The 24,168-nt window shown below is 69.7% G+C and carries 23 protein-coding genes, 1 tRNA gene and 1 riboswitch; of the genes, 14 read left to right on the top strand and 10 right to left on the bottom strand.

Going from position 1 to position 24,168, the window contains the following annotated elements; translation table 11 throughout:
* Positions 1-84 precede the first annotated feature (84 nt).
* Entirely contained in the window at positions 85-1,326 is a 1,242-nt protein-coding gene (carA, locus tag AC3WLN_RS01085) for a glutamine-hydrolyzing carbamoyl-phosphate synthase small subunit (protein ID WP_492479002.1), read from the bottom strand.
* Positions 1,327-1,537: 211 nt separating this feature from the next.
* Here carA and AC3WLN_RS01080 point away from each other — a divergent pair, with 211 nt between their 5' ends.
* The 9 genes from AC3WLN_RS01080 to AC3WLN_RS01040 all read left to right on the top strand — a co-directional run bounded on the left by AC3WLN_RS01080 (position 1,538) and on the right by AC3WLN_RS01040 (position 12,033).
* Positions 1,538-1,999, top strand: a complete 462-nt coding sequence (locus AC3WLN_RS01080) for a GatB/YqeY domain-containing protein (protein WP_463770153.1) — start codon at positions 1,538-1,540, stop codon at positions 1,997-1,999.
* Positions 2,000-2,085: 86 nt separating this feature from the next.
* Positions 2,086-4,008, top strand: a complete 1,923-nt coding sequence (gene dnaG, locus AC3WLN_RS01075; RefSeq protein WP_492479001.1) for a DNA primase — start codon at positions 2,086-2,088, stop codon at positions 4,006-4,008.
* A gap of 200 nt (positions 4,009-4,208) precedes the next feature.
* Positions 4,209-6,203 carry an RNA polymerase sigma factor RpoD gene (gene rpoD, locus AC3WLN_RS01070; protein ID WP_492478999.1) on the top strand — a complete coding sequence of 665 codons (1,995 nt, stop codon included), beginning with the start codon at positions 4,209-4,211 and terminating at the stop codon, positions 6,201-6,203.
* 314 nt (positions 6,204-6,517) lie between these two features.
* Positions 6,518-7,765, top strand: coding sequence for an adenylate/guanylate cyclase domain-containing protein (locus AC3WLN_RS01065; protein WP_492478997.1), 1,248 nt, complete (start codon positions 6,518-6,520; stop codon positions 7,763-7,765).
* Between the two features lie 56 nt (positions 7,766-7,821).
* A riboswitch (TPP riboswitch) is annotated at positions 7,822-7,950 on the top strand.
* A gap of 77 nt (positions 7,951-8,027) precedes the next feature.
* Positions 8,028-9,233, top strand: a complete 1,206-nt coding sequence (gene thiO, locus AC3WLN_RS01060; protein ID WP_492478995.1) for a glycine oxidase ThiO — start codon at positions 8,028-8,030, stop codon at positions 9,231-9,233.
* Positions 9,230-9,442: a sulfur carrier protein ThiS gene (gene thiS / locus AC3WLN_RS01055; RefSeq protein ID WP_492478994.1), complete on the top strand. Its 213-nt coding sequence runs from the start codon at positions 9,230-9,232 to the stop codon at positions 9,440-9,442. Before thiO ends, thiS begins: the two co-directional genes overlap by 4 nt.
* 2 nt (positions 9,443-9,444) lie before the next feature.
* Positions 9,445-10,230: a thiazole synthase gene (locus AC3WLN_RS01050; protein WP_463770141.1), complete on the top strand. Its 786-nt coding sequence runs from the start codon at positions 9,445-9,447 to the stop codon at positions 10,228-10,230.
* 55 nt (positions 10,231-10,285) lie between these two features.
* Positions 10,286-10,942 (top strand): thiamine phosphate synthase, encoded by a 657-nt coding sequence (locus AC3WLN_RS01045; RefSeq protein WP_492478992.1) that lies wholly within the window; start codon positions 10,286-10,288, stop codon positions 10,940-10,942.
* Positions 10,943-10,959: 17 nt separating this feature from the next.
* Complete coding sequence (locus AC3WLN_RS01040; protein WP_492478991.1) at positions 10,960-12,033, top strand: NAD(P)H-dependent flavin oxidoreductase; 1,074 nt, start codon at positions 10,960-10,962, stop codon at positions 12,031-12,033.
* Here the strand turns inward: AC3WLN_RS01040 and AC3WLN_RS01035 are convergent, their stop codons facing one another.
* From AC3WLN_RS01035 to map, 6 genes are all read right to left on the bottom strand, one after another.
* Complete coding sequence (locus AC3WLN_RS01035; RefSeq protein WP_492478990.1) at positions 12,034-12,786, bottom strand: proteasome-type protease; 753 nt, start codon at positions 12,784-12,786, stop codon at positions 12,034-12,036.
* 31 nt (positions 12,787-12,817) lie between these two features.
* Positions 12,818-13,645, bottom strand: a complete 828-nt coding sequence (locus AC3WLN_RS01030; RefSeq protein ID WP_492478989.1) for a transglutaminase family protein — start codon at positions 13,643-13,645, stop codon at positions 12,818-12,820.
* 37 nt (positions 13,646-13,682) lie between these two features.
* Positions 13,683-14,627 (bottom strand): alpha-E domain-containing protein, encoded by a 945-nt coding sequence (locus tag AC3WLN_RS01025; protein ID WP_463770131.1) that lies wholly within the window; start codon positions 14,625-14,627, stop codon positions 13,683-13,685.
* Between the two features lie 143 nt (positions 14,628-14,770).
* Positions 14,771-16,210 carry a circularly permuted type 2 ATP-grasp protein gene (locus AC3WLN_RS01020; protein WP_056467379.1) on the bottom strand — a complete coding sequence of 480 codons (1,440 nt, stop codon included), beginning with the start codon at positions 16,208-16,210 and terminating at the stop codon, positions 14,771-14,773.
* Positions 16,211-16,312: 102 nt separating this feature from the next.
* The gene (radC, locus tag AC3WLN_RS01015; protein ID WP_463770129.1) at positions 16,313-17,041 is read right to left on the bottom strand and encodes a RadC family protein; all 729 of its coding nucleotides are present in this window, start codon (positions 17,039-17,041) and stop codon (positions 16,313-16,315) included.
* A 10-nt stretch (positions 17,042-17,051) separates the two neighbouring features.
* Complete coding sequence (gene map, locus AC3WLN_RS01010) at positions 17,052-17,882, bottom strand: type I methionyl aminopeptidase (protein ID WP_492478988.1); 831 nt, start codon at positions 17,880-17,882, stop codon at positions 17,052-17,054.
* A gap of 195 nt (positions 17,883-18,077) precedes the next feature.
* Between map and AC3WLN_RS01005 the strand changes: the two genes are divergently transcribed.
* The 3 genes from AC3WLN_RS01005 (at position 18,078) to AC3WLN_RS00995 (ending at position 19,657) form a co-directional block, all read left to right on the top strand.
* Positions 18,078-18,332 (top strand): zinc-finger domain-containing protein, encoded by a 255-nt coding sequence (locus AC3WLN_RS01005; protein ID WP_463770125.1) that lies wholly within the window; start codon positions 18,078-18,080, stop codon positions 18,330-18,332.
* A 17-nt stretch (positions 18,333-18,349) separates the two neighbouring features.
* A complete protein-coding gene (locus AC3WLN_RS01000; RefSeq protein WP_492478986.1) occupies positions 18,350-19,534 on the top strand; it encodes an FAD-dependent monooxygenase in 1,185 nt (394 codons plus the stop codon).
* A gap of 37 nt (positions 19,535-19,571) precedes the next feature.
* Positions 19,572-19,657 (top strand) — tRNA-Leu (locus tag AC3WLN_RS00995).
* Between the two features lie 32 nt (positions 19,658-19,689).
* Here the strand turns inward: AC3WLN_RS00995 and AC3WLN_RS00990 are convergent.
* Both AC3WLN_RS00990 and AC3WLN_RS00985 read right to left on the bottom strand, forming a co-directional pair.
* A complete protein-coding gene (locus tag AC3WLN_RS00990) occupies positions 19,690-20,544 on the bottom strand; it encodes a DUF4336 domain-containing protein (protein ID WP_492478984.1) in 855 nt (284 codons plus the stop codon).
* Between the two features lie 506 nt (positions 20,545-21,050).
* A complete protein-coding gene (locus tag AC3WLN_RS00985; RefSeq protein ID WP_492478983.1) occupies positions 21,051-21,452 on the bottom strand; it encodes a hypothetical protein in 402 nt (133 codons plus the stop codon).
* Positions 21,453-21,731: 279 nt separating this feature from the next.
* Between AC3WLN_RS00985 and AC3WLN_RS00980 the strand changes: the two genes are divergently transcribed.
* Positions 21,732-22,169: a globin family protein gene (locus AC3WLN_RS00980; protein ID WP_492478982.1), complete on the top strand. Its 438-nt coding sequence runs from the start codon at positions 21,732-21,734 to the stop codon at positions 22,167-22,169.
* 98 nt (positions 22,170-22,267) lie between these two features.
* Positions 22,268-22,903: a L,D-transpeptidase gene (locus AC3WLN_RS00975; protein WP_492478981.1), complete on the top strand. Its 636-nt coding sequence runs from the start codon at positions 22,268-22,270 to the stop codon at positions 22,901-22,903.
* Between the two features lie 38 nt (positions 22,904-22,941).
* Here AC3WLN_RS00975 and AC3WLN_RS00970 read toward each other — a convergent pair whose 3' ends face one another.
* A complete protein-coding gene (locus tag AC3WLN_RS00970) occupies positions 22,942-23,985 on the bottom strand; it encodes a GGDEF domain-containing protein (protein ID WP_492479030.1) in 1,044 nt (347 codons plus the stop codon).
* Between the last annotated feature and the right edge of the window lie 183 nt (positions 23,986-24,168).

Below are 24,168 nucleotides of genomic sequence, written 5' to 3'. Positions count from 1 at the left end.
CGCGGTTCGCATCGCCTGCGTGCAGATCTGGCCTGCAGGCGCCGCGACGGCCGGCAGGGGGATGGGCCCCGCCGGCCGTCGGGATCAGTCGGCCGTGGTGACCAGGGTCTCGGGCTTGCCGGCCTTCATCAGGGCGACGAAGCGCTCGAACAGGTAGTGACTGTCGCGCGGGCCGGGCGAGGCCTCCGGATGGTGCTGCACCGAGAAGGCCGGGCGGTCCGTCAGACTGAGGCCGCAATTCGAGCCGTCGAACAGGGAGACATGCGTCTCGAGCGCGGTCTCGGGCAGGCTCGCCGGGTCGACGGCGAAGCCGTGGTTCATCGAGACGATCTCGACCTTTCCGGTGGTCTTGTCCTTCACCGGATGGTTCGCGCCGTGGTGGCCCTGGGCCATCTTCACGGTGCGGCCGCCCAGCGCCAGGCCCATCAGCTGGTGCCCGAGGCAGATGCCGAAGGTCGGCACCTTCTCCTGCAGCAACGCCCGGATCACCGGGACCGCGTACGCGCCGGTGGCGGCCGGGTCGCCGGGGCCGTTCGACAGGAACACGCCGTCCGGCTTCATCGCCATGATCTCCTCGGCCGTCGTCGTGGCGGGCACCACGGTGACGTCGCAGCCGGCCTCCGCCAGGAGGCGCAGGATGTTGCGCTTCACGCCGTAGTCGATCGCCACGACCTTGAGGCCCGTGCCGGGCTTGCGGTCGCCGTAGCCGGTCTTCACGCCCCAGGTGGTCTGCGACCACTCCGAACGCGCCCGGCTGGTCACCGGCGGCACGAGGTCGAGGCCTTCCATCGGCGCCAGCGCCGCGGCGCGGGCCTTCAGGGCCTCCCGGTCGAAGCGGCCCTCCGGATCGTTGGCGATGACGGCGTTCGGCATGCCGTTGTCGCGGATCAGCGCGGTCAGCGCCCGGGTGTCGACTCCGGTGATGCCGACGATGCCCCGGGCCTTCAGCCAGGAATCGAGGTGGCTCGACGAGCGCCAGTTCGACGGGTTGGTGACGGCCGAGGCGATCACGGTGCCGCGGACACCGGAGGCCGGCGCCGCGTCGAGGCTCTCGAGGTCCTCGTCGTTGGTGCCGGTGTTGCCGATATGCGGGAAGGTGAAGGTGACGATCTGGCCGGCATAGGACGGATCGGTCAGGATCTCCTGGTACCCGGTCATCGCGGTGTTGAAGCAGACCTCGCCATCGGCGATTCCGGTCTGGCCGATGCCGAATCCCTCCAGCACGGTCCCGTCCGCCAGGACCAGGAGCGCGGTGGCCAGGGGCTCGGCCCAGGGAGCGGGGGGCGCGGGCACGGCAGGCGTGTGGACGCCTTCATCTTGCAGCATCGGCGTGATCTCGCTTATGTCCGGCCGATCCCGGCGCCGTTCAGCGGCGCGTGCGGGTGGCTTGTCGTGCGGCGCTCATAGCGAGCGCGCCGCGTCAGGGTCAATGTGGCCCCGGCGTCGGCGCGTCTCAAGAACCCCGGTTCGCGCAGCAATTCGCAGACCACGCCGTCGATCCGCCCTCCGGGGTCCCGCATTTTCCAGGAGTGACACCATGCTGCGCGCCCGTCTCACCACCGAGATGAAGGAAGCCATGAAGGCCGGCGACAAGGCGAAGCTCGCCACCGTCCGGATGATCCAGGCCGCCCTGAAGGACAAGGACATCGAGGCGCGCGGCCTCGGCAAGGAGCCGGCCTCCGAGGAGGAGATCCTCGCGCTCCTCCAAAAGATGATCAAGCAGCGCAACGAATCGGCCGCGGTCTACGACCAGGGCGGTCGGCCCGAGCTCGCCGAGAACGAGCGCAACGAGGTCGCGATCATCGCCGGCTTCCTGCCCCAACAGATGGACGAGGCCGAGACCCGCGCCGCCATCGAAAAGGCCGTGGAGGAGACCGGTGCGGCCGGCCCGAAGGACATGGGCAAGGTCATCGCCGCCCTGAAGGGCGCCTATGCGGGCCGCATGGACTTCGCCAAGGCGAGCGGTCTCGTGAAGGAGACGCTCAACGCCAAGGCGTGAGGGCGTCCCGGCAGCGCGCGGCGGCGTTGGGGACTCCTTAAGCTGAAGCCGCTAGGATGGATGGCTGCAGAGGTCCGGTTCTTGCCGTGCGTTACCCGCCCCACATCCTCGAAGAGATCCGTGCGCGCCTGCCCGCCTCCGATATCGTCGGGCGGCGCGTCCGGCTGAAGAAAGCGGGCCGCGAGTGGCGCGGCCTCTCGCCGTTCAATGCCGAGAAGACGCCGTCCTTCTACGTGAACGATCAGAAGCAGGCGTATTTCTGCTTCTCCTCCGGCAAGAACGGTGACGTCTTCACCTTCCTGATGGAGACGGAGGGCCTGAGCTTTCCGGAGGCCGTGGAGCGCCTGGCGGCGGAGGCCGGCGTGTCTCTGCCGGCGCCGAGCGCCGATGCCCGCGAGCAGGAGACCCGGCGCGCCGGGGCCCTCGAGGTCATGGAGATGGCCGCCGCCTTCTTCGAGGAGCAGCTGCGCGGCCGTGCCGGCACGGAGGCCCGCGCCTATCTCGACCGGCGCCAGCTCGGCCCGGAGACCCGGAGCCGCTTCCGCCTCGGCTACGCCCCGGGCGACCGCTACGCCCTGCGCGACCACCTCGCCGCCAAGGACGTCGACCGGGACCTGATGATCGAGCTGGGCTTGCTGGTGGCCGGCGAGGACATCCGCGTGCCTTACGACAAGTTTCGCGACCGGGTGATGTTTCCGATCGCCGATTCGCGCGGGCGCGTAATCGCCTTCGGCGGCCGGGCGATGCAGAAGGACGCCAAGGCGAAGTACATGAATTCGCCAGAGACGCCGCTCTTCCACAAGGGGCAGCTGCTCTACAATCTCCACCAGGCCCGCAAGCCCGCCCATGACCGCGGCGTGATCATCGCGGTCGAGGGCTATGTCGACGTCATCGCCATGACCCTGGCCGGCCATCCCAACGCGGTGGCGGGCCTCGGCACGGCGCTCACCGAGGAGCAGATCGGCCTGCTCTGGCGCAACGCCGACGAGCCGATCCTGTGCTTCGACGGCGACGGCGCCGGCCAGCGCGCGGCCTTCAAGGCCCTCGACGTGGCGCTGCCCGGCCTGACGCCGGGCAAGTCCCTGCGTTTCGCCATGCTGCCCGAGGGCCAGGACCCGGACGATCTCCTGCGCGCCGAGGGCAAGTCCGCCATCGACCGGGTTCTCGATGCGGCCCGGCCCCTCGTGGAGGTGCTGTGGTCGCGCGCCACCGATGGTGCGCCCCTCGATACGCCGGAGCGGCGGGCCGGCCTCGCCAAATCGCTCCGCGAGATGGTCGCCTCGATCCGCGACGAGACGGTGCGGGGGTTCTACCGCGACGAGATCGAGGGCCGCCTGCGCGCCCTGTCCCCGCAGGCCGCCTCCGGACGTCGCGGCCCCTGGGAGCCGCGGACGGCCTCGGCGCGGCCCGCCTTCCAGCGCCAGCCCCGTCCGGGCGATCCGCCGCCCTCGCCGCGAATCACCACCAAGTTCAACCCACTCTATGCCGGCGAGACCAGCGCGTCCGGCCCGGTGGCGTTCCGCGATCGGGAGGCGATGATCGTCTCCAGCCTCCTGGTCCACCCCGAGCTGCTCGGGATCGAGGCGGAGGATCTCGCCGAGCTCGAGCTGGGAGACCCGGATGCGCAGGCGCTGCGCTCCCTTCTCCTCGATAGCCACGCCGATACGGACCGGCCCGGCCTCGAGATTCTGGAAAGCCGGCTCAAGCGGGCCGGCCTCACCGAAGCGGCCGCCCGGCTGGCCAGCCATGTGCGTCCGGGAGACCGATGGACCCTTGACGCGCATGCCGATCCTGTGCGTCTCGAAGACGCATTGCGTCAGGCCGTGATCTTGCACCGCAAGTCTGGAGCGCTAAATAGCGAACTCCGCTTGGCTGAAAGGGCCCTGGTCGAGGACGAGACGGAGGCGAACTTCGCTTGGCTGTGCGACGTGAAGGCCCGTATGGCGGTCATCGCTGGTGCGGAGGCGGACGAGGTGGTGCCGGATGCGGATGAGGCATCGACACCCTGAAACGTGCGCCGCGAACGAATTCGGCCGCCATTGGCGGCTCATGGTTAACAATCGGTCAAGCGTCTCGCTTGCATACCGGGATCTGACATCGACGCGGCTGTCACTTCGACGGTCCGCACATCACATGCATTTCGGCGTCGATGACGCGGAGTGAGCGACACGCTCCCGCGCGACGCTGACACGACAACCATAGGCGGACCATGGCGACGAAGGCAACGGAACGGGACGAGACGGATGCTGCTCCGGAGCAACAGACCGACGGGCCGCTCCTCGATCTGACGGATGCCTCCGTCAAGCGGATGGTGAAGCTCGCCAAGAAGCGCGGCTACATCACCTACGAGGAAATCAACGAGGTTCTGCCCGACGGCCAGTCCGACCCCGACCAGATCGAGGACGTGCTGTCGCAGCTCTCGGAGATGGGCATCAACGTCGTCGAGGCGGAGGAAACCGAGGAGACGACGGAGGCCAAGGCCAACGGCGAGGCCGACGACGAGGAGGGCGCCGAGGGGACCGAGGTCGCCGAGATCGCGCCGACCAAGCCCGTCGCCCTGCGCGCCGAGACGACCAAGGAGCCCACCGACCGCACGGACGATCCCGTGCGTATGTACCTGCGCGAGATGGGCTCGGTGGAGCTCCTGTCCCGCGAGGGCGAGATCGCCATCGCCAAGCGCATCGAGGCCGGTCGCGAGGCGATGATCGCGGGCCTCTGCGAGAGCCCGCTGACGTTCCAGGCCATCATCATCTGGCGCGACGAGCTCGTCGACGGCCGGGTGCTCCTGCGCGAGATCATCGACCTCGAGGCCACCTATGCGGGCCCCGACGCCAAGAACGCGATGCAGATCGCCGAAGGCGCCGAGGAGGGCGAGGAGAGCGAGGGAGATACGCCGGCGCCGCCCGAGGGCGACGACGAGGACGACATGGAGAACAACGTCTCCCTGGCGGCCATGGAGACGGAGATCAAGCCGCGCGTCCTCGAGACGTTCGACAACATCGCCAACAACTATCGCAAGCTGCGCAAGCTGCAGATCGAGCATGCCGAGCTCAAGGCCTCGGGCGGCACCCGCACGGCTGCGCAGGAGCGCAAGCAGGACGAGCTGAAGGACGCCGTCGTCACCGACGTGAAGTCGCTCTCCCTCAATGCCAACCGCATCGAGGCCCTGGTCGAGCAGCTCTACGACATCAACAAGCGCCTCATCTCCCATGAGGGCCGCCTGATGCGCTACGCCGAGAGCCACGGCGTCGCCCGCGACGAGTTCCTGCGCCACTACCAGGGCTGGGAGCTCGACCCGAACTGGATGGAGCGCGTCGGCAGCCTCGGCGGCCGCGGCTGGAAGAACCTCGTCGAGAAGGGCTCGAGCGAGGTCGCGCGCCTGCGCGAGCAGATCCTGACCCTCGCCTCGGAGACGGGCCTGGAGATCGGCGAGTACCGCAAGATCGTCAACATGGTCCAGAAGGGCGAGCGCGAAGCCCGCCAGGCCAAGAAGGAGATGATCGAGGCCAACCTGCGCCTCGTGATCTCGATCGCCAAGAAGTACACCAACCGCGGCCTGCAGTTCCTGGACCTGATCCAGGAGGGCAATATCGGCCTGATGAAGGCCGTCGATAAGTTCGAGTATCGCCGCGGCTACAAGTTCTCGACCTACGCCACCTGGTGGATCCGCCAGGCGATCACCCGCTCGATCGCCGATCAGGCCCGCACGATCCGCATCCCGGTGCACATGATCGAGACGATCAACAAGATCGTCCGGACCTCGCGCCAGATGCTGCACGAGATCGGCCGTGAGCCGACCCCGGAGGAGCTGGCCGAGAAGCTGGCCATGCCGCTGGAGAAGGTGCGCAAGGTCCTCAAGATCGCCAAGGAGCCGATCTCGCTCGAAACCCCGATCGGCGACGAGGAGGATTCGCACCTCGGCGACTTCATCGAGGACAAGAACGTCGTCCTGCCCATCGATGCGGCGATCCAGTCGAACCTGCGCGAGACCACCACGCGCGTGCTCGCCTCGCTCACGCCCCGCGAGGAGCGGGTGCTGCGCATGCGCTTCGGCATCGGCATGAACACCGACCACACCCTCGAGGAGGTCGGCCAGCAATTCTCGGTGACCCGCGAGCGCATCCGTCAGATCGAGGCGAAGGCCCTGCGCAAGCTCAAGCACCCGAGCCGCTCGCGCAAGCTTCGGAGCTTCCTCGACAACTGAAGCCTTCGATCGCGCCGGTTCGTCCCGGCGCGCCGATCTTCCGGAAGAGCCGGCTCCTCTCGGGGGCCGGCTCTTTCGTTTCATGATCTTCCACGCCGCCGACACAGGAACGGGGCAGCATCCGACGGTGCGCGGGCTTCGGGTCCGCCTCCCGGCGACCAGTCATCGACGGAACAGGCCAGGCGTGTGTCGCCACGTTGGCGTCGGTGCTCGACGCCTAATCTGTGCGGTTGAAGCGGTCACGCCCGCACGATACTCACGAAACCCGAACGGTCGCCGTTGCCGGACGCCGCTTCTCAACCCACCTTGGCCATATGCTCGATCGAGGCCCGCCCCAGCCTTCCCCCACCGCCGAAGCCGATGGCTCCGAGGCGGCCGATGTCCCGTTCGGCGCGCTTCAGGAATGCGTGGCGCTGCGCGACTGGCTGCTGAGCGAGGGCGCGCGGATGCCGAAGGCCGAGGAACTGCTCTCGGGGCTCGCCGAGCGCCTGATCCGGCTGGACGTGCCGGTGGATCGCGCCACCACGGCCATCGACGCCCTGCATTCCGAGTATTCCGGCGTCGGCCGGTTCTGGACCCGGGAGGCGGGATCCTCCGTCCGCCTGTTCCCGCACGGCGAGGCCTCCGACAAGGCCTACCGCGAGAGTCCGTTCTTCCGCGTCCACGAGACCGGCGAGTGGCTGATCCTCGACCTCGCCGAGACGCCGGACGACGCCTTCGCGGTGATCCCCGATTTGAAGGCCGAGGGCTATCGGCACTACATCGTCGCGCCGCTGTTCTTCACCAACGGCACCCGCAACGGCATCTCGTTCGCGACCCGGTCCGAGGTCGGCTTTCGCGACGAGGACGTGGCGATCCTGCGCTTCATCATGCCGACCCTGGCCGCCGTCATGGAGATGCGCAGCGTCAACAAGCAACTCGACCACGTCCTGCGCATCTATGTCGGCGACGAGCCGCACAAGGCGATCCTCGGCGGCTCGATCCGGCGCGGACACGTCCAGCGCATCCGCTCGGCGATCCTGTTCGCCGACATGCGCGACTATACCCGCATCTCCGCCGACATGACGCCGGAGGAGGCGGTCGACCTCCTGAACATCTTCTTCGATTGCCTGGTGCCGGCCATCGAGCGCGAGGGCGGCGAGGTTCTGAAGTATCTCGGCGACGGCCTGCTGGCGATCTTCCGCGAGCCCGGCGACGACCTGGGGGGCGCCGCCAAGGGGGCGCTCACGGCCTCGCAGAGCGCCATGGCGGCCCTCGCCGAGGCCAATGCGCTCGGGCGCTTCGCCAACCCGGTGGCAGCCGGCATCGCGCTGCATCACGGCGAGGCGGCCTACGGCAACGTGGGCTCGGGCGCGCGCCTCGACTTCACGGTGATCGGGCGCGACGTGAACCTCGCCAGCCGCGTCGCCCGCCTCAACCGGACGCTGGGCGAGCCGATCCTGATGACGAAGCCCTTCGTCGACTTCCTGTGGGACATGCCGGAGCCCCTGGGCGAACACGCCCTCGACGGGTTCGCCCAACCGATGGGCGTCTACCGCCCGGTGCGCCCGCCCGCCGCCTGACGCGCCGGCGCGGCGCAGGCGGGGATTGACCCCGGCGCTCGGACGGCCCACATCAGGGCTGTTCCAGGGAGATCCCCGGCAAGGGGCTGAGAAACCGATGGCCGTCCGTTCGCGGATGGCGGCGCGGAAATCCTTCGAACCTGACCCGGTTCATACCGGCGTAGGGATTGGACCGCGGGTTTCTCCTCAAGCCCGGCACGCTTCACCGCCCGAAGCTGCAGCCCCACCAATCTCGTCGCCCGTTGCGGAGATTGCGTTGGACGTGACCCCGAGTTCCTTCCTCAACCTGCGACGGACGCACGGCGCTGCGCCCCCGGCGGCGGCCGCTTCGGCGCGCAGCGATGTGGTCGTCGTCGGCGCGGGCCTGATCGGTCTGTCGGCGGCCTGGCGCCTGGCGCAGGCCGGGCGGTCCGTGACCGTGCTGGAGCGCGACACCGTCGGCGCCGGTGCGAGCCTCGCCGCCACCGGCATGCTGGCGCCCGCAGCCGAGCACGAGCCCGGCTCCGACCCGCTGCTGCCCCTGGCCCTGGAGAGCCTGTCGCGCTGGCCGGGCTTCCGCGATGCCCTCCAGAATGCAGCCGGGCTCGACATCGACTACCGGGAGGAGGGCACCCTAGTGCTCGCCATCGGCCGCGACGAGGTCGAGCGCCTGCGCTTCCGCCACGACCTGCAGAAGCGCTCCGGGCTCGACGCGCGCTGGCTGACCAGCGCCGAGGTCCGGGCCCGCGAGCCACGCCTGCGGCCGGCCGTCACCGCCGGCTTGTACTGCCCGCACGACCATCAGGTCGACCCGAGCCGGGTGATGGCCGCCCTCGTGCGCGCCTGCCTCGCCGCCGGAATCGTCATCGTGGAAGGCTGTGCGGCGAGCTCCCTGGATTGGAGCGCCGGCCGGGTCACGGGCGTGCACACGGATCAGGGGCTGACCCGGGCCGATACCGTCGTGCTCGCCTCCGGCGCCTGGAGCGGGGAGGCGGGACTCCTGCCCGATCATCTCGCCCTTCCGGTTCGTCCCCTGCGCGGCCAGTCCCTGGCCCTGCGGACCACCGCCCGCACCGGCACCCTCGCGCACATGGTCTGGACCGAGCAGGTCCACATGGCGCCCAAGAGCGACGGCCATCTCGTCGTCGGGGCCACCGTGGAGGATTGCGGCTTCGTGCCCGGCGTCACCGCCGGCGGGCTCTACGCCCTGCTGGAGGGCGCGCGCCGCGTCCTGCCCGGCATCGAGGAGATGGCGGTCGAGGCGGTCTGGAGCGGCTTCCGGCCAACCTCGGACGACGATGCGCCGATCATCGACACGCTGGCACCCGGCCTCGTCGTCGCCACGGGCCACCACCGCAACGGCTACCTGCTGGCCCCCGCCACCGCCGATGCGGTCGCGGCCCTGGTCGTCGAGGGGGCGTTGCCGGACTTCGCCCGGGATTTTGGTCGCGCTCGCTTCGCGCCCGCGCCGCAGAGGGCCATCGCATGAGGCTCACGGTGAATGGCGAAGCCCGCGAGAGCGCGGCCGCCGATCTCGATGCCCTGTTCCGGGAAGAAGCCGAGGAGATCGGCATCGACGGCCCGCAGGGCATCGCCATCGCGCTGAACGGCGCCGTGATCCGCCGCCGCGACTGGGCGGCCACCGTCCTCGCCGACGGCGACCGGGTCGAGATCGTCCGCGCCATGCAGGGAGGCTAGACATGACCGAGATCGCGAACGACACCGATACGCTGACGATCGGGGGCGTGAGCCTGGGCTCGCGCCTGTTCATCGGCACCGCCGGCTACCCGACCCAGAGCATCCTTTTCGACGCGGTGGCGGCCTCCGGCGCAGAGGTCGTGACGGCCTCGATCCGCCGGGTCTCGCTGCAGGGGCACGGCTCCGACACCCTGCGCCGTCTGAAGGGCCACCGCTTCCTGCCCAACACGGCCGGCTGCGAGACCGCGCGCGACGCCATCATGACCGCCGAGCTCGCCCGGGAAGCCCTCGACACGAACTGGATCAAGGTCGAGGTCATCGGCGACCGTGAGACGCTCTATCCGGACGTGGCCGAACTGCTGGAGGCATGCCGCCACCTCGTCGACGACGGCTTCACCGTTCTGCCCTATTGCAACGACGATCCCGTCGTCTGCCAGCGCCTCGCCGATCTCGGCTGCGCCGCCGTGATGCCGATGGGTTCGCTGATCGGCTCCGGCATGGGCGTGGCCAACCCGGCGAACCTCGAGCTGATCTGCCGGCGCTCGCCCGTGCCGGTGATCGTCGATGCCGGCATCGGTACCGCCTCCGACGCGGTCATCGCCATGGAACTCGGCGCCGCCGGCTGTCTCCTCAACACCGCGGTCGCCAAGGCCGACGATCCGGTGCGGATGGCCCGAGCCATGCGCAACGCCGTCCAGGCGGGTCGCGACGCCTACCTCGCCGGGCGCATTCCGAAGCGGGGCCGCGCCGAGCCGTCGAGCCCGCAGCTCGGTCTCGTGGGCTCGTGAACCGGGGGACGGTCGGCGCGACCGCTCTCGGCGCCACGGCGATGGGCGCTCTGCGATGAGCCGATTGCCGTCGCGGCTGCTGGTGGTGACGGACCGGTGCGCGACCCGCGCAGCCGAGGACGCCGCCGGCCAGCTCCGCGACACCCTCGAACGCCTCCTGCGTGCCGGCGCCCGCTGGATCTGGTTTCGCGAGCGCGACCTGGCGCGGGAGACGCGGCGCCCGCTGGCCCGGGACATCGCGCGCCTCGTGACGGCCGAGGGCGGCGTTCTGACCATCGGCGCCGATGCGGCGCTCGCCGCGGAACTGGGAGCGGACGGCGTCCACCTGTCTGGCGGGGCCTCGGCCGCCGCCATCGCCGAGGCTCGCCGATACCTGCCGACGGGCTGCATCGGGGTCTCGGCGCATACGCCGGACGAGGTCGCGAGGGCGGCGCGGGCCGGCGCCGATTACGCCACCCTGAGCCCGATCTTTCCGACCCCGAGCAAGCCGGGATACGGTCCGGCCCTCGGACCGGATGCGCTCGCGACCGCGGCCGGATTCGGCATCCCGGTGATCGCCCTTGGGGGAATCACGGTCGGCCGCGTAGATACCTGCCGCGCCGCGGGCGCCGCGGGCGTGGCGGTGATGGGAGCGCTGATGCGGGGGCCCGATCCGGAGGCCGAGGCGCGCGCCTATCTCGCCTGCCTCGGCGCGGACTCCGACGGTCGGTGAGGAGAGGGAGCCAGCAGATGTGGGGCCAGAACCGTTTCCTCGCGCGCGTGCCGGTGCGGCACCCGATCATCCAGGCGCCGATGATCGGGCCGAAACCGGCGCTCGCCGCCAGCGTGAGCGCGGCGGGCGGCCTCGGCTCCCTCGCCTGCGCGGCCATGACTCCGGAAACCGTGCGCAGCGAGGCCGCGGCGATCCGGGCCAGGACGGACGCCCCGTTCAACCTGAACTTCTTCTGCCACGTGCCGGAGGCCCCCGATGCGGCGCGCGACGCGGCCTGGCGCCGCCGGCTGGCGCCCTACTACCGCGAGCTCGGTCTCGACCCGGAGGCCCCGATCGCGATGGCGCAGCGTTCGCCGTTCGACGCGGCGATGCTCTCGGCCGTCGCGGAGGTCCGACCGGCAGTGGTGAGTTTCCATTTCGGCCTGCCGGAGGCGGCGCTGCTCGAGGGCGTGCGAGCGCTCGGCTGCATCATCCTGTCCTGCGCCACCACCGTGCGCGAGGCGCGTTGGCTGGCCGAGCGCGGCGTGGACGCGATCATCGCGCAGGGGGCCGAGGCCGGCGGACATCGCGGCCTCTTCCTCGGCACCGATCCCGCGACGCAGGTCGGCACGATGGCGCTGGTGCCCCAGGTAGTCGACGCGGTGGACGTGCCCGTGATCGCCGCCGGAGGCATCGCCGATGCGCGCGGGATCGCCGCCGCCTTCATGCTCGGTGCCTCCGCCGTCCAGCTGGGCACGGCCTATCTCCGCTGCCCCGAGGCCGGCCTCTCGACGCCCCACCGCGACGCCCTGCGGCAGGCGCGGGACGAGGACACGACGATCACCAATGTGCTGACCGGCAAGCCGGCGCGGGGGCTCGTGAACCGCATCATCCGGGAACTCGGACCGTTGCGTGCCGATGCGCCGGTGTTTCCCACCGCCGCCATCGGCCTCCAGCCCCTTCGCGTCGAGGCGGAGCGGCGCGGCTCCGGCGATTTCTCGCCCCTCTGGGCGGGGCAGGGGGCGCCCCTTGCCCGCGAGACAGCGGCCGGGCGGCTGACCGCCGACCTCGCGGAGGGCGCGCTCAGCCTTCTCGGCGGCTCGCGACCCTGATCACTTCCCCGTCGCCGGCCCGTAGGGCGGTCGGGGGATCGCCCGGTGGGCGGCTCGCAGGGCCGCCGACCAGCGCTCGCGCAGGTCGTGGAAGTAGCTCTCGCCGGCCTCGATCCGGTGGTTCACCTCGAGGTCCAGGGCATTGCGCCGGGCGACCGCGATGTCGATGGGCAGGCCGACGCCGAGATTCGAGCGCATCGTCGAATCCATCGAGACGAGCCCGACCTTCAGGGCGTCGTAGAGGTCGGTCTCGTACTTCACCGCCCGGTCGAGGATCGGCTTGCCGTACTTGTGCTCGCCGATCTGCAGGAAGGGCGCATCGCCGCTGCACTCGATGAAGTTGCCCGCCGAGTAGATCAGGTAGAGCTTCATCGGATCGGTGCCGATCTGGCCCCCGAACAGCAGCGAGACCGAGAAGCGCAGGTTGGCCGCTTCGAACCCCGCCTTCTCGATCTCCCGCACCCGGCGGATGGCGCGGCCCACGAGCTGCGCCGCCTGGAACATCGTCGGCGCCTCGACGAGCTTCATCTTCGGCTCGCCGGCATCGCCCTCGACGCCCTCGGCCAGGAGGCTGAGGACCGATTGGGTGATGGAGAGGTTGCCGGCGGAGGCCAGCATCATCACGCGCTCGCCCGGTACGTTGAAGTGGTGGAGCTTGCGGTAGGTCGAGATGTCGTCGAGCCCGGCATTGGTCCGGGTGTCGGCGATCATCACCAGGCCCTCCTCGACGAGGACACCGACGCAGTAGGTCATGGTGCGGTCTTTCTCGCACGCCCGTCCGATGTCAGGACTGGACGGATGCCTGTGCCTGCTCGACGCGCAACGTCACGTCGAGCGTTTCTGTCCCGCCGCCCATGCGGCTGCCGCGGATCGGCGCGGCCCCAAGATAGTCGAGGGCCACGGCGACGCGGATATGCGCCTCGGTCGTGGCGATGCCGTGGGCAGCGTCGAATCCAATCCAGCCGAGGCCCGGCACCAGCGATTCGGCCCAGGCATGGCCCGAACCCTGGTCCGCGTCACGGTCGGTGTGATGGTAGTAGCCCGAGACGTAGCGCGTGGGAATCTCGAGGTGGCGCGCCGCCGCGATGAAGAGATGGGTAATGTCCTGGCAGACGCCCTTCTCCTGTGCGAAGGCCTGGGCCGCGTTCGTGCTGGCGCTCGCCGGGCCGGGCGAGAAGGCGACGCGCTCGTGCACGGCGGCCAGCAGCCGGTGCAGGCAGGGCAGGGGTGCCGGATCGCCGGCCGCGGCGACCCCCTGGGCGAAGGCCTGGATGGCGTCGTTGGCGAGGGCCAGGTCCGAATCGCGCAGGTAGAAGACGTCGGGCAGGCGCTCGACGGTGCCACGGACGATGCCGTGCATCTCCAGGGTGTCCACCTCGCCGGTGACGCGGATCGACAAGGCCTCGGCCGGCTCGTCCGCCGTGAACCAGTGCACCACGTTGCCGAAGCCGTCCTCGCGCTCGCTCACCCGGCCGTCGACGGACGGCTCGATGCGCCAGCGCCGGACATACTGCCCGTCATGGTCGCGCGGGCGCAGGCGCAGGACCTGGATCAGACCGCGGGCGGGCTGCTCGTAGGTGTAGTTGGTCTCGTGGAAGACGCGGATTCGCATGCGGCGACCTTTGCGCGGCGTCGGGCCGGGGCCGGCCCTATACCAGATATTGCTCGATGACCGCGGCGCCGAGGCGATTGTTCTCGACAATGAACTCCGTCACGAACTCATGCAGGCCGGAGGAGAAGATGCGGTTGATGTTCTCGCCCTCCAGGCGGGCCAGGGTGTTGCTGGCCAGGCGCTGGCTCGCGCCGCGCCGCCCGTAGGCGTCCGCGATGAGGTCGAGATGCTCCACCAGCATGCCGTAGCAGTTTGTGAAGGAGCGCGGCATCTGCCGGTTCAGGATCAGCAGGTCGGCCACCAGCAGGGGCTTCACGCTCTCCCGGTAGACCCAGTGATAGGCGTTGAAGGCCGAGACCTCGCGCAGGATCGTGGTCCACTGGAAATAGTCGAGGCTGCCGCCGATCTTCTCCGAGGCCGGCAGCAGGATGCGGTACTTCACGTCGAGGATGCGCGCGGTGTTGTCCGCCCGCTCGATGGCGGTGCCGAGCCGGGTGAACCAGTAGGCGTCGTTGCGCAGCATCGTCCGGTAGGCCGAGCCGTCGAAGGCGAGGGAGACGCCCTTCACCCAGTCGAGGAAGCGGGTGAACTCGTCGCGGTTGAGCTCGCGTCCCTCGTAGTTGCGCAGTTCGAGCCAGGCGCCGTTGATGGCGTCCCACATCTCGGTGGTGAGCGCGGTGCGCACGCTGCGGGCGTTCTCGCGGGCGGTCTCGATGCAGGAGCGGATCGAGGACGGATTGTGGGGGCTGAAGGCGAGGAAGTCGCAGACGGTCGCTTCCGTGACGCTGTCGTAGAGGGGCTTGAACACTTCCGGGTCGCCGGCCGAGGCCAGGGCGGAGGCCCATTCGTTGGTCTCGCCGCCGCCGTAGCTCGACGGGAGCGCGGCCAGCCGGAGGGCCGCATCGAGGATGCGGGCGACGAATTCCGCCCGCTCGGCGTAGCGCGAGAGCCAGTACAGGTTGTCGGCGGTCCGGGACAGCATGGGTTTCCATCGGGACGTCGGCCGGCGTCGGGAGCGCAGGCCGCAGGGCGGAAAGGACTATGCCGGAGGCGGCACTGGCTTGGAAAGGCACCCGGCGCGAAAGGCCGGGCCGGATGCCCGGCAATGTCTCTGGCGTCGATGGCTCAGGCGTCGAGGACCCAGGTGTCCTTGGTGCCGCCGCCCTGGCTCGAATTCACGACGAGGGAGCCTTCCTTGAGGGCGACCCGCGTCAGGCCGCCGGGGACGATGCGGATCTCGTCGGAGCCGCACAGCACGAACGGGCGCAGGTCGACGTGCCGGGGCGCGACGCCGGACGCGACGAAGGTCGGGCAGGTCGAGAGCGCCAGGGTCGGCTGGGCGATGAAGCCGTCCGGGGCGTGCTTCAGCTTGCGCCCGAACTCCTCGATCTCGCGCTTGGTGGCGTGCGGCCCCACCAGCATGCCGTAGCCGCCCGACCCGTTGACCTCCTTCACGACGAGGTCGCCGAGGTTGTCCATGACGTAGGCGAAGGCGTCCTTCTCGCGGCAGCGATAGGTCGGCACGTTGTGCAGGATCGGCTCCTCGCCGGTGAAGAACTTCACGATCTCCGGCATGTAGCTGTAGACCGCCTTGTCGTCGGCGATGCCGGTCCCGACCGCGTTGGCGAGCGTCACGGTCCCACGCTCGTAGGCGTTCATGATGCCGGGGACGCCGAGCACCGAATCCGGACGGAAGACCAGCGGATCGAGGAAGTCGTCGTCGAGGCGGCGATACAGCACGTCGACCCGGCGTGGACCCTCGGTCGTGCGCATGTAGACGACGTCGTCCTTGGTGAAGAGGTCGGAGGCCTCGACGAGGTCGACTCCGAGCTTGTCGGCCAGGAACGAGTGTTCGTAGAAGGCCGAGTTGTAGCGGCCCGGGGTGAGCAGCGCCACGGTGGGGTCGCGCGTGGCCGTGGAGGGCGCGAGGCTGCGCAGGGTCGCCAGCAACGCGTCCGGGTAATTCTCCACCGGCGCGACCCGGTGGCGGGAAAACAGCTCCGGGAAGAGCCGCAGCATCACCTCGCGGTTCTCCAGCATGTAGGAGACGCCCGAGGGGGTCCGCGCGTTGTCCTCCAGCACGAAGAAGTCGTTCTCCCCCGTGCGGACGATGTCGATGCCGGCGATGTGCACGTAGAGGTCGTGCGGCACCCGGAAGGCGCGCATCTCCATGCGGTAATGCGGGTTGCGGTAGACGAGATCGGCCGGGATCACGCCGGCCTTGATGCATTCCTGCGCCCCGTAGATGTCTTTCAGGAACGCGTTGATCGCGGTGACCCGCTGCTTGAGGCCCCGTTCGAGGAAGCCCCATTCGGGCTTGGTGATGACGCGGGGGATGATGTCGAAGGGGATCAGCCGTTCGGTGGATTCGTTCGCGCCGTATACCGCGAAGGTGATGCCGATGCGCCGGAACAGCATCTCGGCCTGGCTGCGGCGAGTGTTGAAATGCTCGGGGGGCGTCGTGTCGAGCCAGTGCTTGAGGCTGTCGTAGGCTTCGCGCACGGCGGGGTTGCTCAGCGCCCCGTCGGGCAGCCCGGTCATCTCGTCGAATGCAGCGAGCGCCATTCGCGTCTCCCCCTTGAACACCGTTCTTGTCCAGGCAAGAGGCGCGCCAGCGACCGGAGATCGGAGCCCGCGCACACCGCCCTTGCGTGTACGGTAGCACGTTCAGATCAACTTCAAGCCCTTGAAGCTCGCATGTCCCTCGCGACCCAGGATGATGTGATCGTGGATGACGATGCCGAGCGGGTCCAACACCCCGACGATCTCGCGCGTCATCCGGATGTCCGCCGCCGAAGGCGTCGGATCGCCGGAGGGATGGTTGTGGGCGAGGATGATGGCGGTGGCCGAGAGTTCGAGGGCCCGGCGCGCCACTTCGCGGGGATAGACCGGCGTGTGGTCGACGGTGCCGCGTCCCTGGACCTCGTCGGCGATGAGGTGGTTGCGGCGGTCGAGGAACAGCACGCGGAACTGTTCGCGCGCGGCGAAGGCCATGGTGGCCCGGCAATATTCCAGCACGGCGCTCCACGAGGAGAGGAGGGGACGCTCGGCGATGGCCCCCCGCGCGAGCCGGTGCCCTGCCGCTTCGATGAGCTTCAGGTCGGCGATGACCCCGGGGCCGATGCCTTCAATTTCAGCAAGTCGGGCGGGCTCCGCGCTCACCACCTCGGCAAAGCTTCCGAAGCGGCGGATCAGCGCCTTGGCCAGGGGCTTCACGTCCCGGCGCGGAATGGCCCGGAACAGGGCGAGTTCGAGGAGTTCGTAATCCGGCAGCGCGTCGGCACCCCCTTGCGCGAAGCGGGCGCGCAACCGGTCGCGATGACCGAGATAGTGGGGTTCCGCCTCCTTCGGCGCGTCGTCCGAGGGATCGGGAGCGGACGGCGGCCGGGCGTTCACGGGAGCCGGATCAGCCGGCGGTGGGCGCAGGCTGGTGCAGGCCCTTGGGCGAGAGGGTGAAGATCTCCGCTCCCGTCTCCGTCACCGCGACCGTGTGCTCGAACTGCGCCGAGAGCGAGCGGTCGCGGGTCACCGCGGTCCAGCCGTCGGACAGCACCTTCACGGCGGGACGGCCGAGATTGATCATCGGCTCCACGGTGAAGAACTGGCCGGGCTGGAACTTTACGTCATAGCTCGGCTCGACGTAGTGCAGGATGGTGGGCGCGTCGTGGTAGGTCCGCCCCAGGCCGTGCCCGCAGAAGTCGCGCACCACCGAGCAGCGCTCCGCCTCCGCATAGGCCTGGATCGCCCGGCCGATATCCGTGGTGGAGCCGCCCGGCTTGATCGCCGCGATACCGCGCATCAGGCATTCGTGGGTGATCTCGCACAGGCGCTGGGCCTTGCGGGGCACGTCGCCGACATAGGCCATCCGGCTCGAATCCCCGTGCCAGCCGTCGACGATGAGGCAGATGTCGAGATTGACGATGTCGCCCTCGCGCAGGGGCTTGTCGTTCGGGATGCCGTGGCAGACCACGTGGTTGATCGAGGTGCAGATCGATTTCGGATAGCCCCGGTAGAGCAGCGAGGCCGGGTAGGCGCCGTGGTCCATCGCGAAGGTGTAGGCGAGCTTGTCGAGATGTTCCGTGGTGACGCCGGGCGCGGTCGCCTCCATCAGCACGTCGAGCGCCTCCGCCGTCAGCCGGCCGGCCTTGCGCATGCCCTCGAAGGCCTCCGGTCCGTGAATCGGCGGCTGGGGCGCGCGGCGTCCGCTCTCGGACACGGCCTGTTCGTTCTGGGTCATGGGGACGTTTCGCGGAGGGCATCGGGGCGGGGTCACGCCTTATGTACGGTGACGCGCGCGCGAGGCCAACCCTTCGCGCCCTCCGCACTAGGCTTGCGCCGGGGGAGCGGCTAGAGACGGTTCCCGGCAGACCCCGGCAACACGGATGCCCGCACGAGGACGCGTCTTCGGCGGGCCGGCAGGCAGGACGAGGCGATGGCTGACAAGGCGGTCCCGCATTTCCACAACGAGCCCGGCGTGGCGGTGATTCACGTCGGCTCGAAGGAGTTCATGTGCATCGGGGCCAAGCCCCCGTTCGACCACCCGCACATCTTCCTCGACATGGGCACGGACGACGAGACCATCTGCCAGTACTGCTCGACGCTGTTCCGCTACCGGCCGACGCTGGCGGCCGGCAATGCCGACCCGGCGATCTGCGTCTGGGACGACCGGGCCCCGGCCGCCGCCTGACCCGGCATAGCGGCGCCGTGCCGGCCCTGAACATCGCCATCGTCGGCGCGGGAATCGGCGGCCTGACGGCCGCGCTCACCCTCGATGCCGCCGGCCATTCCGTCACCCTGATCGAGCGCCGCACCGGCTTCAGCGAGGTCGGAGCGGGCATCCAGCTCTCGCCCAATGCCAGCCGGGTGCTGATCGGCCTCGGGCTCGGCGCGGCGCTGCGGCGCGCGGCGAGCGAGCCGCCGGCCGTGGTGGTGCGCGCCCTGCGCAGCGGCGCGGTCATCGGCGGCGTCGCCCTCGGCGCCGGCCTGCGCGAGCGCTTCGGTGCGCCCTATTACGTCATCCACCGGGCCGACCTGCAGACCCTGCTGCTCGACGCGCTGCGCGGGCGGCCCGGCATCCGCCTCCTCGTCGGCCGCGACGTCACCGCCCTCGCCGAGCGGCCGGACGGGGTCGACCTCACCCTGGAGAGCGGTGCCGGGACCCGGACCGAACTCTTCTCGGCCGATCTCGTCATCGGGGCCGACGGCGTCCGCTCGCGTCTGCGGGGCCATCTCGATGGACAGGACCTGCGCTCCGGCCGCGCCGCGGCGTGGCGGGCCATCGTGCCGCGCGAGGCGCTGCCGCCGGAGCTCGACGGGGAGGCGACCGGCCTCTGGCTCGGGCCGGCGCGCCACGTGGTGCATTACCCCATCCGCGGCGGCCAGCACGTCAACGTGGTGGCGGTGGTGCCCGAGCGCACGGGGAGCGAGGGCTGGGGACAGCTCGGCGAGCCGGCGGTGCTGCGGGCGCGTTTTCGCGATGCCGCCGCGCCCCTCGCGGCCCTGCTGGCGGTGCCGGATTCCTGGCTCGTCTGGTCGCTGGAGGATCGCGCCGCGGCCCGTCCCATGGCCCGTGGCCGGCTCGCGTTGATCGGCGACGCCGCCCACCCGATCCTGCCCTTCCTCGCCCAGGGCGCCGCCCTGGCGATCGAGGATGCGGCGATCCTCGCCCAGGTGCTGGACGTCGCCGGTGACGACCCTGGCACGGCCCTGGCCCGCTACACCGCCCTCCGGACGAAGCGGGTGCGACGGGTCCGCCGGGCGGCCCGGGCCAACGGCCGGACCTACCATGCGGGACCTCTCGTCGGCACCGTCCGCAACGCGGTGATGCGTCGGCTCGGCCCGGACGGCATGAACCGCCGCTACGCCTGGCTCTACGGCTGGACGCCTTGATCTGCGCCAGCCGTCCCGCTACCGCTGATCCCGGCATGCGGACGTGGCGAAACCGGTAGACGCACGAGACTTAAAATCTTGCGGCCTTTGGCTGTGCGGGTTCGAGTCCCGCCGTCCGCACCATTGTCCCTGGTAGCTCGGTCAGTTCCAGACCTTCAGCGTCTCGCCCGTCTCAGATAGGCCAGGAGCCCAAGGGCGCCGACGACGACCAGGCCGGCCAGCGCCGTCGAGGTCCGGGCCGGAAGGCCGGACGCTCCCTCCGATCGCGCGCGCCGATCGCCGAGAATCCAGGCGAACGCGTGCCTCAGCTCCGCGGTCGCGTCGCGATCGAACCATTGGCCATGGGCGAAGATGACCCGGTCCGGCTCGAAGGCCACGAGGCGCCGGGCCGCCCTCAGCGTGTCCCGACGCTTCAGACGCAGGAGGAGGCGCAGGTAGAGGGGTGCCTTCCCGTCCGGAGCGACGATTCCGAGCAGGCGGGCGAGGGGCCGCGCGAAGGCCGGCAGCAGATCGCCTTCGAGGTTGATGACGAGATCCGTGAGGAGGAGCGTCCGGCTCGGCCGATGGTAGAGGCAGACCTCCTTGAACACCGGCCCGGCGACCAGAACCTGATCGATCTCGCCCGCCCAGACGCGGGGCGCCCTGTCCGTCAGTTCGGCATCGATCTCCATCCCGGCGCGGCGGACCTGCCCGCGATCCTGGAGCCCCGGCACCGCCCAGGTAATCGCGTCCGGGCACGCCGCCTGCCAATCCTTCAGGAACATCCAGTGACCGATGCTCGGAGCCACGAGGTGCCCGATGCGCCCGAGCCGTTCCAGGGCATGCTGAAGCTCGGGGCGGTAGGCCACCGGCGAGTGCAGCAGCAGTTCGCCACCGGACAACCGCAGCACCGTCATGCGCAGGGGAAGCGGGATACCGCCCGCATGGATGGGTGCGGCGTCGACGATCCAGACATCCTCCGCCACCGGCTTCGGGACATTCAGGGGCGGGTAGCTGAGGTCATGCGCCAAAATTCGGCACTCCGGCTGCGCGGCGGTCTCCACTCAGAACGCCTCGGCCGGACCGGCGGGTCCCTCGCTCGATCCCCGTCAGGACAGGTGGCGGGAGAGGCCCGCCGTGAGTCACGGCGCGGTCACGCCGTGTGACCTCAGGCCGAGCCGGCTCCGCCGTCCGGTTCGCCCCGCACCGCCATGGCGGCGATCAGGGCGTCGAGCGCCAGGGCCATACGGTCCGGCAACGGGGCATCGACCGGCGGAGGAAATGAAAGGGCAAGGGCACGATCGACGCCGATCCGGAACGGGCTTCGATGGCAGTTGTCGGGACGCGGAAAGCAGAGGGACGGGTATTCGAGCTGCATCTAAAATATCGGCTACGGCGCCGTTCGCTGACGGATAGCGAATCTACCCGCGAAGGATGGCAACGCGGGTCTCGCGACGCGGTTGCGCCTCGCGTCGCAGATCGATGGCGGCAGGGGCCGCCGGGATTTCCCCCTGGCGGCCCCTGCGCGTCGATCCGGTTACCAGCCGCCGTGCCAGCGGGGTCGGTCGCAATCGCGCCGATCACCGTAGCCGGCCCGGCGATAGCCGTAGTCGCCATATCCGTCGTCATAGGCACGGACCGCGCGCGGTCTGCGGTAGACCGGGATGTCCTCCTCGTAGCGGTGGACGACCGGCGCCGGGCGGTAGCGGACCACCGGGCCCTCGTCCTCGTCGTCGTAGACCGGAGCGGGCCGGCCGTAGCCGTAAGCCGGCGCTGCGTGGGCCTCGGAGACGGCGGCTCCGAGGAGGGCGCCCGCCGCCAGGCCGCCGATGACGCCGGCCGCGATCGCCCCGCCATTGCCCCGGGCCTGAGCCTCGGGCGTTCCGATCGTGCCGAAAGCCACCAGCGCAGCGGCTGTCAGTGCTGCCAACGTCTTCATCGTCCATCCCCTGCTTCGTCGAGGAGGCCGGCATCGTGCGCGGTCTCGGTGGCACAGCCGGTGTCGTTCCGGCTGTCGAGGAGGAGATTGGCAGGGTGGCGCTGCACGAATGCTGAAGCTTGCCGGCAGGATCCGTTCAGCTTCGGCGTTCGTACAGCTTTGGACGCAGGCGCTGTTCTCGCTGGATGCGGATGCTTTCTCCTTGAGAGATGCCGCGGGTCGGCGCAACAACGGTCGGGATCGCCCCAATACGCCCCTCCCTCCCGCACAGAGTCTTGCATGACCCCGGATCAAGTCGCCCTCGTCCAGGACAGCTTCACCAAGGTGCGGCCGATCGCCGATACGGCCGCCGACCTCTTCTACGGACGCCTGTTCGAGATCGCACCCGAAGTCCGACCGATGTTTCCCGAAGACATGCGCGACCAGAAGAAGAAGCTGATGGCGATGCTCGGGCTCGCGGTGACCAATCTGCACAAGCCGGACGTGGTGGTGCCGGCCCTACAGACCCTGGGCCGCCAGCACGTCTCGTTCGGCACCAAGGCCGCCCATTACGAACCGGTGGGCGCGGCCCTGCTGTGGGCGCTGGAACAGGGTCTGGGCCCGGATTTCACGCCCGAGGTCCGCGAAGCCTGGGTTGAGACCTACGGGCTCGTCGCGGGCGTGATGATGGCGGCGGCCGCCGAAGTCCGGCGCCCGGATGCCACGCCGACCGCCTGATCCCCGGGCGTACGCAGTCCGGTGGCGCGCTCGGGTGGAACCAATGCGTGGCGCAAGCGTAGGCGTTGAGAATCAGTCTGCTGTCCCAAGGGCTTAAGATGCGCTCCCGTCTCACGTCAGTCATCTCCGGTCTCGCCCTGGCGACCATCCTCGCCTGTCCCGCCCTGGCGGAGGTCGTGATCGCCGTCGACAAGGACGCCCAGCGCATGACCGTCACGGTCGACGGCCAGGCGCGCTACGACTGGCCTGTCTCGACCGGTGTCGACGGCTACGACACGCCGAGCGGTGCCCATCGCCCCTTCCGGATGGAACGCACGCATTTCTCGCGCGAATTCGACGATGCGCCGATGCCGAACGCCATCTTCTTCACCGGACAGGGCCACGCCATCCACGGCACGAACCATACCCGGCGTCTCGGCAGCGCGGCGTCTCACGGCTGCGTCCGCCTCGCGCCGAAGAATGCCGCGACCCTGTTCAGCCTCGTCAAGACGCAGGGCATGGGCAAGACGCGGGTCGTGATCGAGGGCAGCACGGTCATGGCTTCGCGTCGCCGGCGGGGAGACGAGGAGGACGGCGTGATGTCGGCCGGGATGCAGATGGGCCGCGAGTCCTACGGCCGTGCCTACCGGCCGGTGGCGGTCGCGCGGCCGGTGCAGCGCCGCGCTCCGGTCTACGAGATTCGCGATCCGTCCGGGTACGGCGACGCCTATTTCGTCGGCGACGGTCTCGACTGAACCGAACTGACGCCACGCGTTCCGCTCAGATCCCGGCATCAGCCCGAGGCGCCGACGGGATACGCGTCCGAGTTGGCCGGTGCCGGCGAGACGCGGACGGAGTCGACCCGGTTCCGGCCGCCGCGCTTGGCGCGGTACAGGGCATCGTCGGCGGCCTTGAGGAGGTCGGTGACGGTGACACCGAGCGCGCCGAAGCTTCCATGCGCAGCCGCAACGCCGACGCTTACGGTGATGCAAGCGCCGTTCGGCAGGCCCGGATGCGGATGGGCGAGTTGCTCGATCGCCAGCCGCAGGCTTTCTCCGATCGCCGCCGCTCGAACCGGCTCCGCCCCCGACAGGAACACGATGAACTCTTCGCCGCCGTAGCGTGCGACCTGGCCGCCATGACGGATTGCAGCTGTCTCGAGCGCCTGCGCCACCTGCCTCAGGCAATGGTCACCGGCCGGATGGCCGGCGGTATCGTTCAGGCGCTTGAAGGAATCGATGTCGATGAGGGCGAGCATGGCCCATTCGCCCCGGTCGCAGGCGTCCGCCCAGCCCGTCTGCAATTGGGCCGTGGCGCTGCGCCGGTTGCGCAACCCGGTGAGGCTGTCCGTCTCGGACAGGATCGTGAGGCGCGCATTGGCGGCGGCGAGGTCGACGTCGCGCGCCGACTTCTCGAGCGTGAGCAGGAACGCCTCCTTGGAGGTCCATTCGCGTGAATAGGCGAGCTTGATCGGTACAAGCGTGAGGCTTGCGATCAGCAGCGGCAGGCCGGTCGCCGCGCTGTGCGGCAGGACGAAGCCCACCACGTAGGCGGCGTAGAGCCCGAAGGCACTGCCGCACAGAACGACGCTGTGTCGGAAGGACAGGGGTGCGATCATGCCGACGGCCATCGGCACGATCACCGCGAGGATAAGGTAGGTGTCCGCATGGATGGCCGGCGCGATCCGGGCACTGTTCAGCACGATGGCCATGTCGAGCAGCGAGATTCCCGTCACGATCCAGGCCTGCCGCCGGGTGCTGGTGACGCCGTGCAGCGCCAGGATCGACAGAAGCCCGGCGGGAAGGAATACACCCAGAGTCAGGAAGGCCGGCACCATGAAATGCTCCGGGCCGAACAGGTCGAAGTCCATCTTCAACGAGATCACGTTGAATACGATGAAGACGAGAAGCCATGACTGAAGGTAGGTGCCCTGAGATCGACTCGTCATTTCTGCGAACTGAGCTTCGAGATCTGCCGGCAGGTGCAGACGATACCAGGGCCTGTGGCGGGCAGCCTCGAT

The sequence above is a fragment of the Methylobacterium sp. FW306-05-D genome (assembly GCF_058782155.1).
Note: the sequence above shows the minus strand (reverse complement) of the source record. Positions and strands in the feature narration are given on the sequence as shown.

Excerpts from the sequence above, each read along its gene's own strand:
- carA (WP_492479002.1), bottom strand. The coding sequence starts at position 1,326 with ATGCTGCAAGATGAAGGCGTCCACACGCCTGCCGTGCCCGCGCCCCCC.
- AC3WLN_RS01080 (WP_463770153.1), top strand. The coding sequence starts at position 1,538 with ATGCTGCGCGCCCGTCTCACCACCGAGATGAAGGAAGCCATGAAGGCC.
- rpoD (WP_492478999.1), top strand. The coding sequence starts at position 4,209 with ATGGCGACGAAGGCAACGGAACGGGACGAGACGGATGCTGCTCCGGAG.
- AC3WLN_RS01065 (WP_492478997.1), top strand. The coding sequence starts at position 6,518 with ATGCTCGATCGAGGCCCGCCCCAGCCTTCCCCCACCGCCGAAGCCGAT.
- thiS (WP_492478994.1), top strand. The coding sequence starts at position 9,230 with ATGAGGCTCACGGTGAATGGCGAAGCCCGCGAGAGCGCGGCCGCCGAT.
- AC3WLN_RS01050 (WP_463770141.1), top strand. The coding sequence starts at position 9,445 with ATGACCGAGATCGCGAACGACACCGATACGCTGACGATCGGGGGCGTG.
- AC3WLN_RS01045 (WP_492478992.1), top strand. The coding sequence starts at position 10,286 with ATGAGCCGATTGCCGTCGCGGCTGCTGGTGGTGACGGACCGGTGCGCG.
- AC3WLN_RS01040 (WP_492478991.1), top strand. The coding sequence starts at position 10,960 with ATGTGGGGCCAGAACCGTTTCCTCGCGCGCGTGCCGGTGCGGCACCCG.
- AC3WLN_RS01035 (WP_492478990.1), bottom strand. The coding sequence starts at position 12,786 with ATGACCTACTGCGTCGGTGTCCTCGTCGAGGAGGGCCTGGTGATGATC.
- AC3WLN_RS01030 (WP_492478989.1), bottom strand. The coding sequence starts at position 13,645 with ATGCGAATCCGCGTCTTCCACGAGACCAACTACACCTACGAGCAGCCC.
- AC3WLN_RS01025 (WP_463770131.1), bottom strand. The coding sequence starts at position 14,627 with ATGCTGTCCCGGACCGCCGACAACCTGTACTGGCTCTCGCGCTACGCC.
- AC3WLN_RS01020 (WP_056467379.1), bottom strand. The coding sequence starts at position 16,210 with ATGGCGCTCGCTGCATTCGACGAGATGACCGGGCTGCCCGACGGGGCG.
- map (WP_492478988.1), bottom strand. The coding sequence starts at position 17,882 with ATGACCCAGAACGAACAGGCCGTGTCCGAGAGCGGACGCCGCGCGCCC.
- AC3WLN_RS01005 (WP_463770125.1), top strand. The coding sequence starts at position 18,078 with ATGGCTGACAAGGCGGTCCCGCATTTCCACAACGAGCCCGGCGTGGCG.
- AC3WLN_RS00985 (WP_492478983.1), bottom strand. The coding sequence starts at position 21,452 with ATGAAGACGTTGGCAGCACTGACAGCCGCTGCGCTGGTGGCTTTCGGC.
- AC3WLN_RS00980 (WP_492478982.1), top strand. The coding sequence starts at position 21,732 with ATGACCCCGGATCAAGTCGCCCTCGTCCAGGACAGCTTCACCAAGGTG.
- AC3WLN_RS00975 (WP_492478981.1), top strand. The coding sequence starts at position 22,268 with ATGCGCTCCCGTCTCACGTCAGTCATCTCCGGTCTCGCCCTGGCGACC.
- AC3WLN_RS00970 (WP_492479030.1), bottom strand. The coding sequence starts at position 23,985 with ATGGTGCCGGCCTTCCTGACTCTGGGTGTATTCCTTCCCGCCGGGCTT.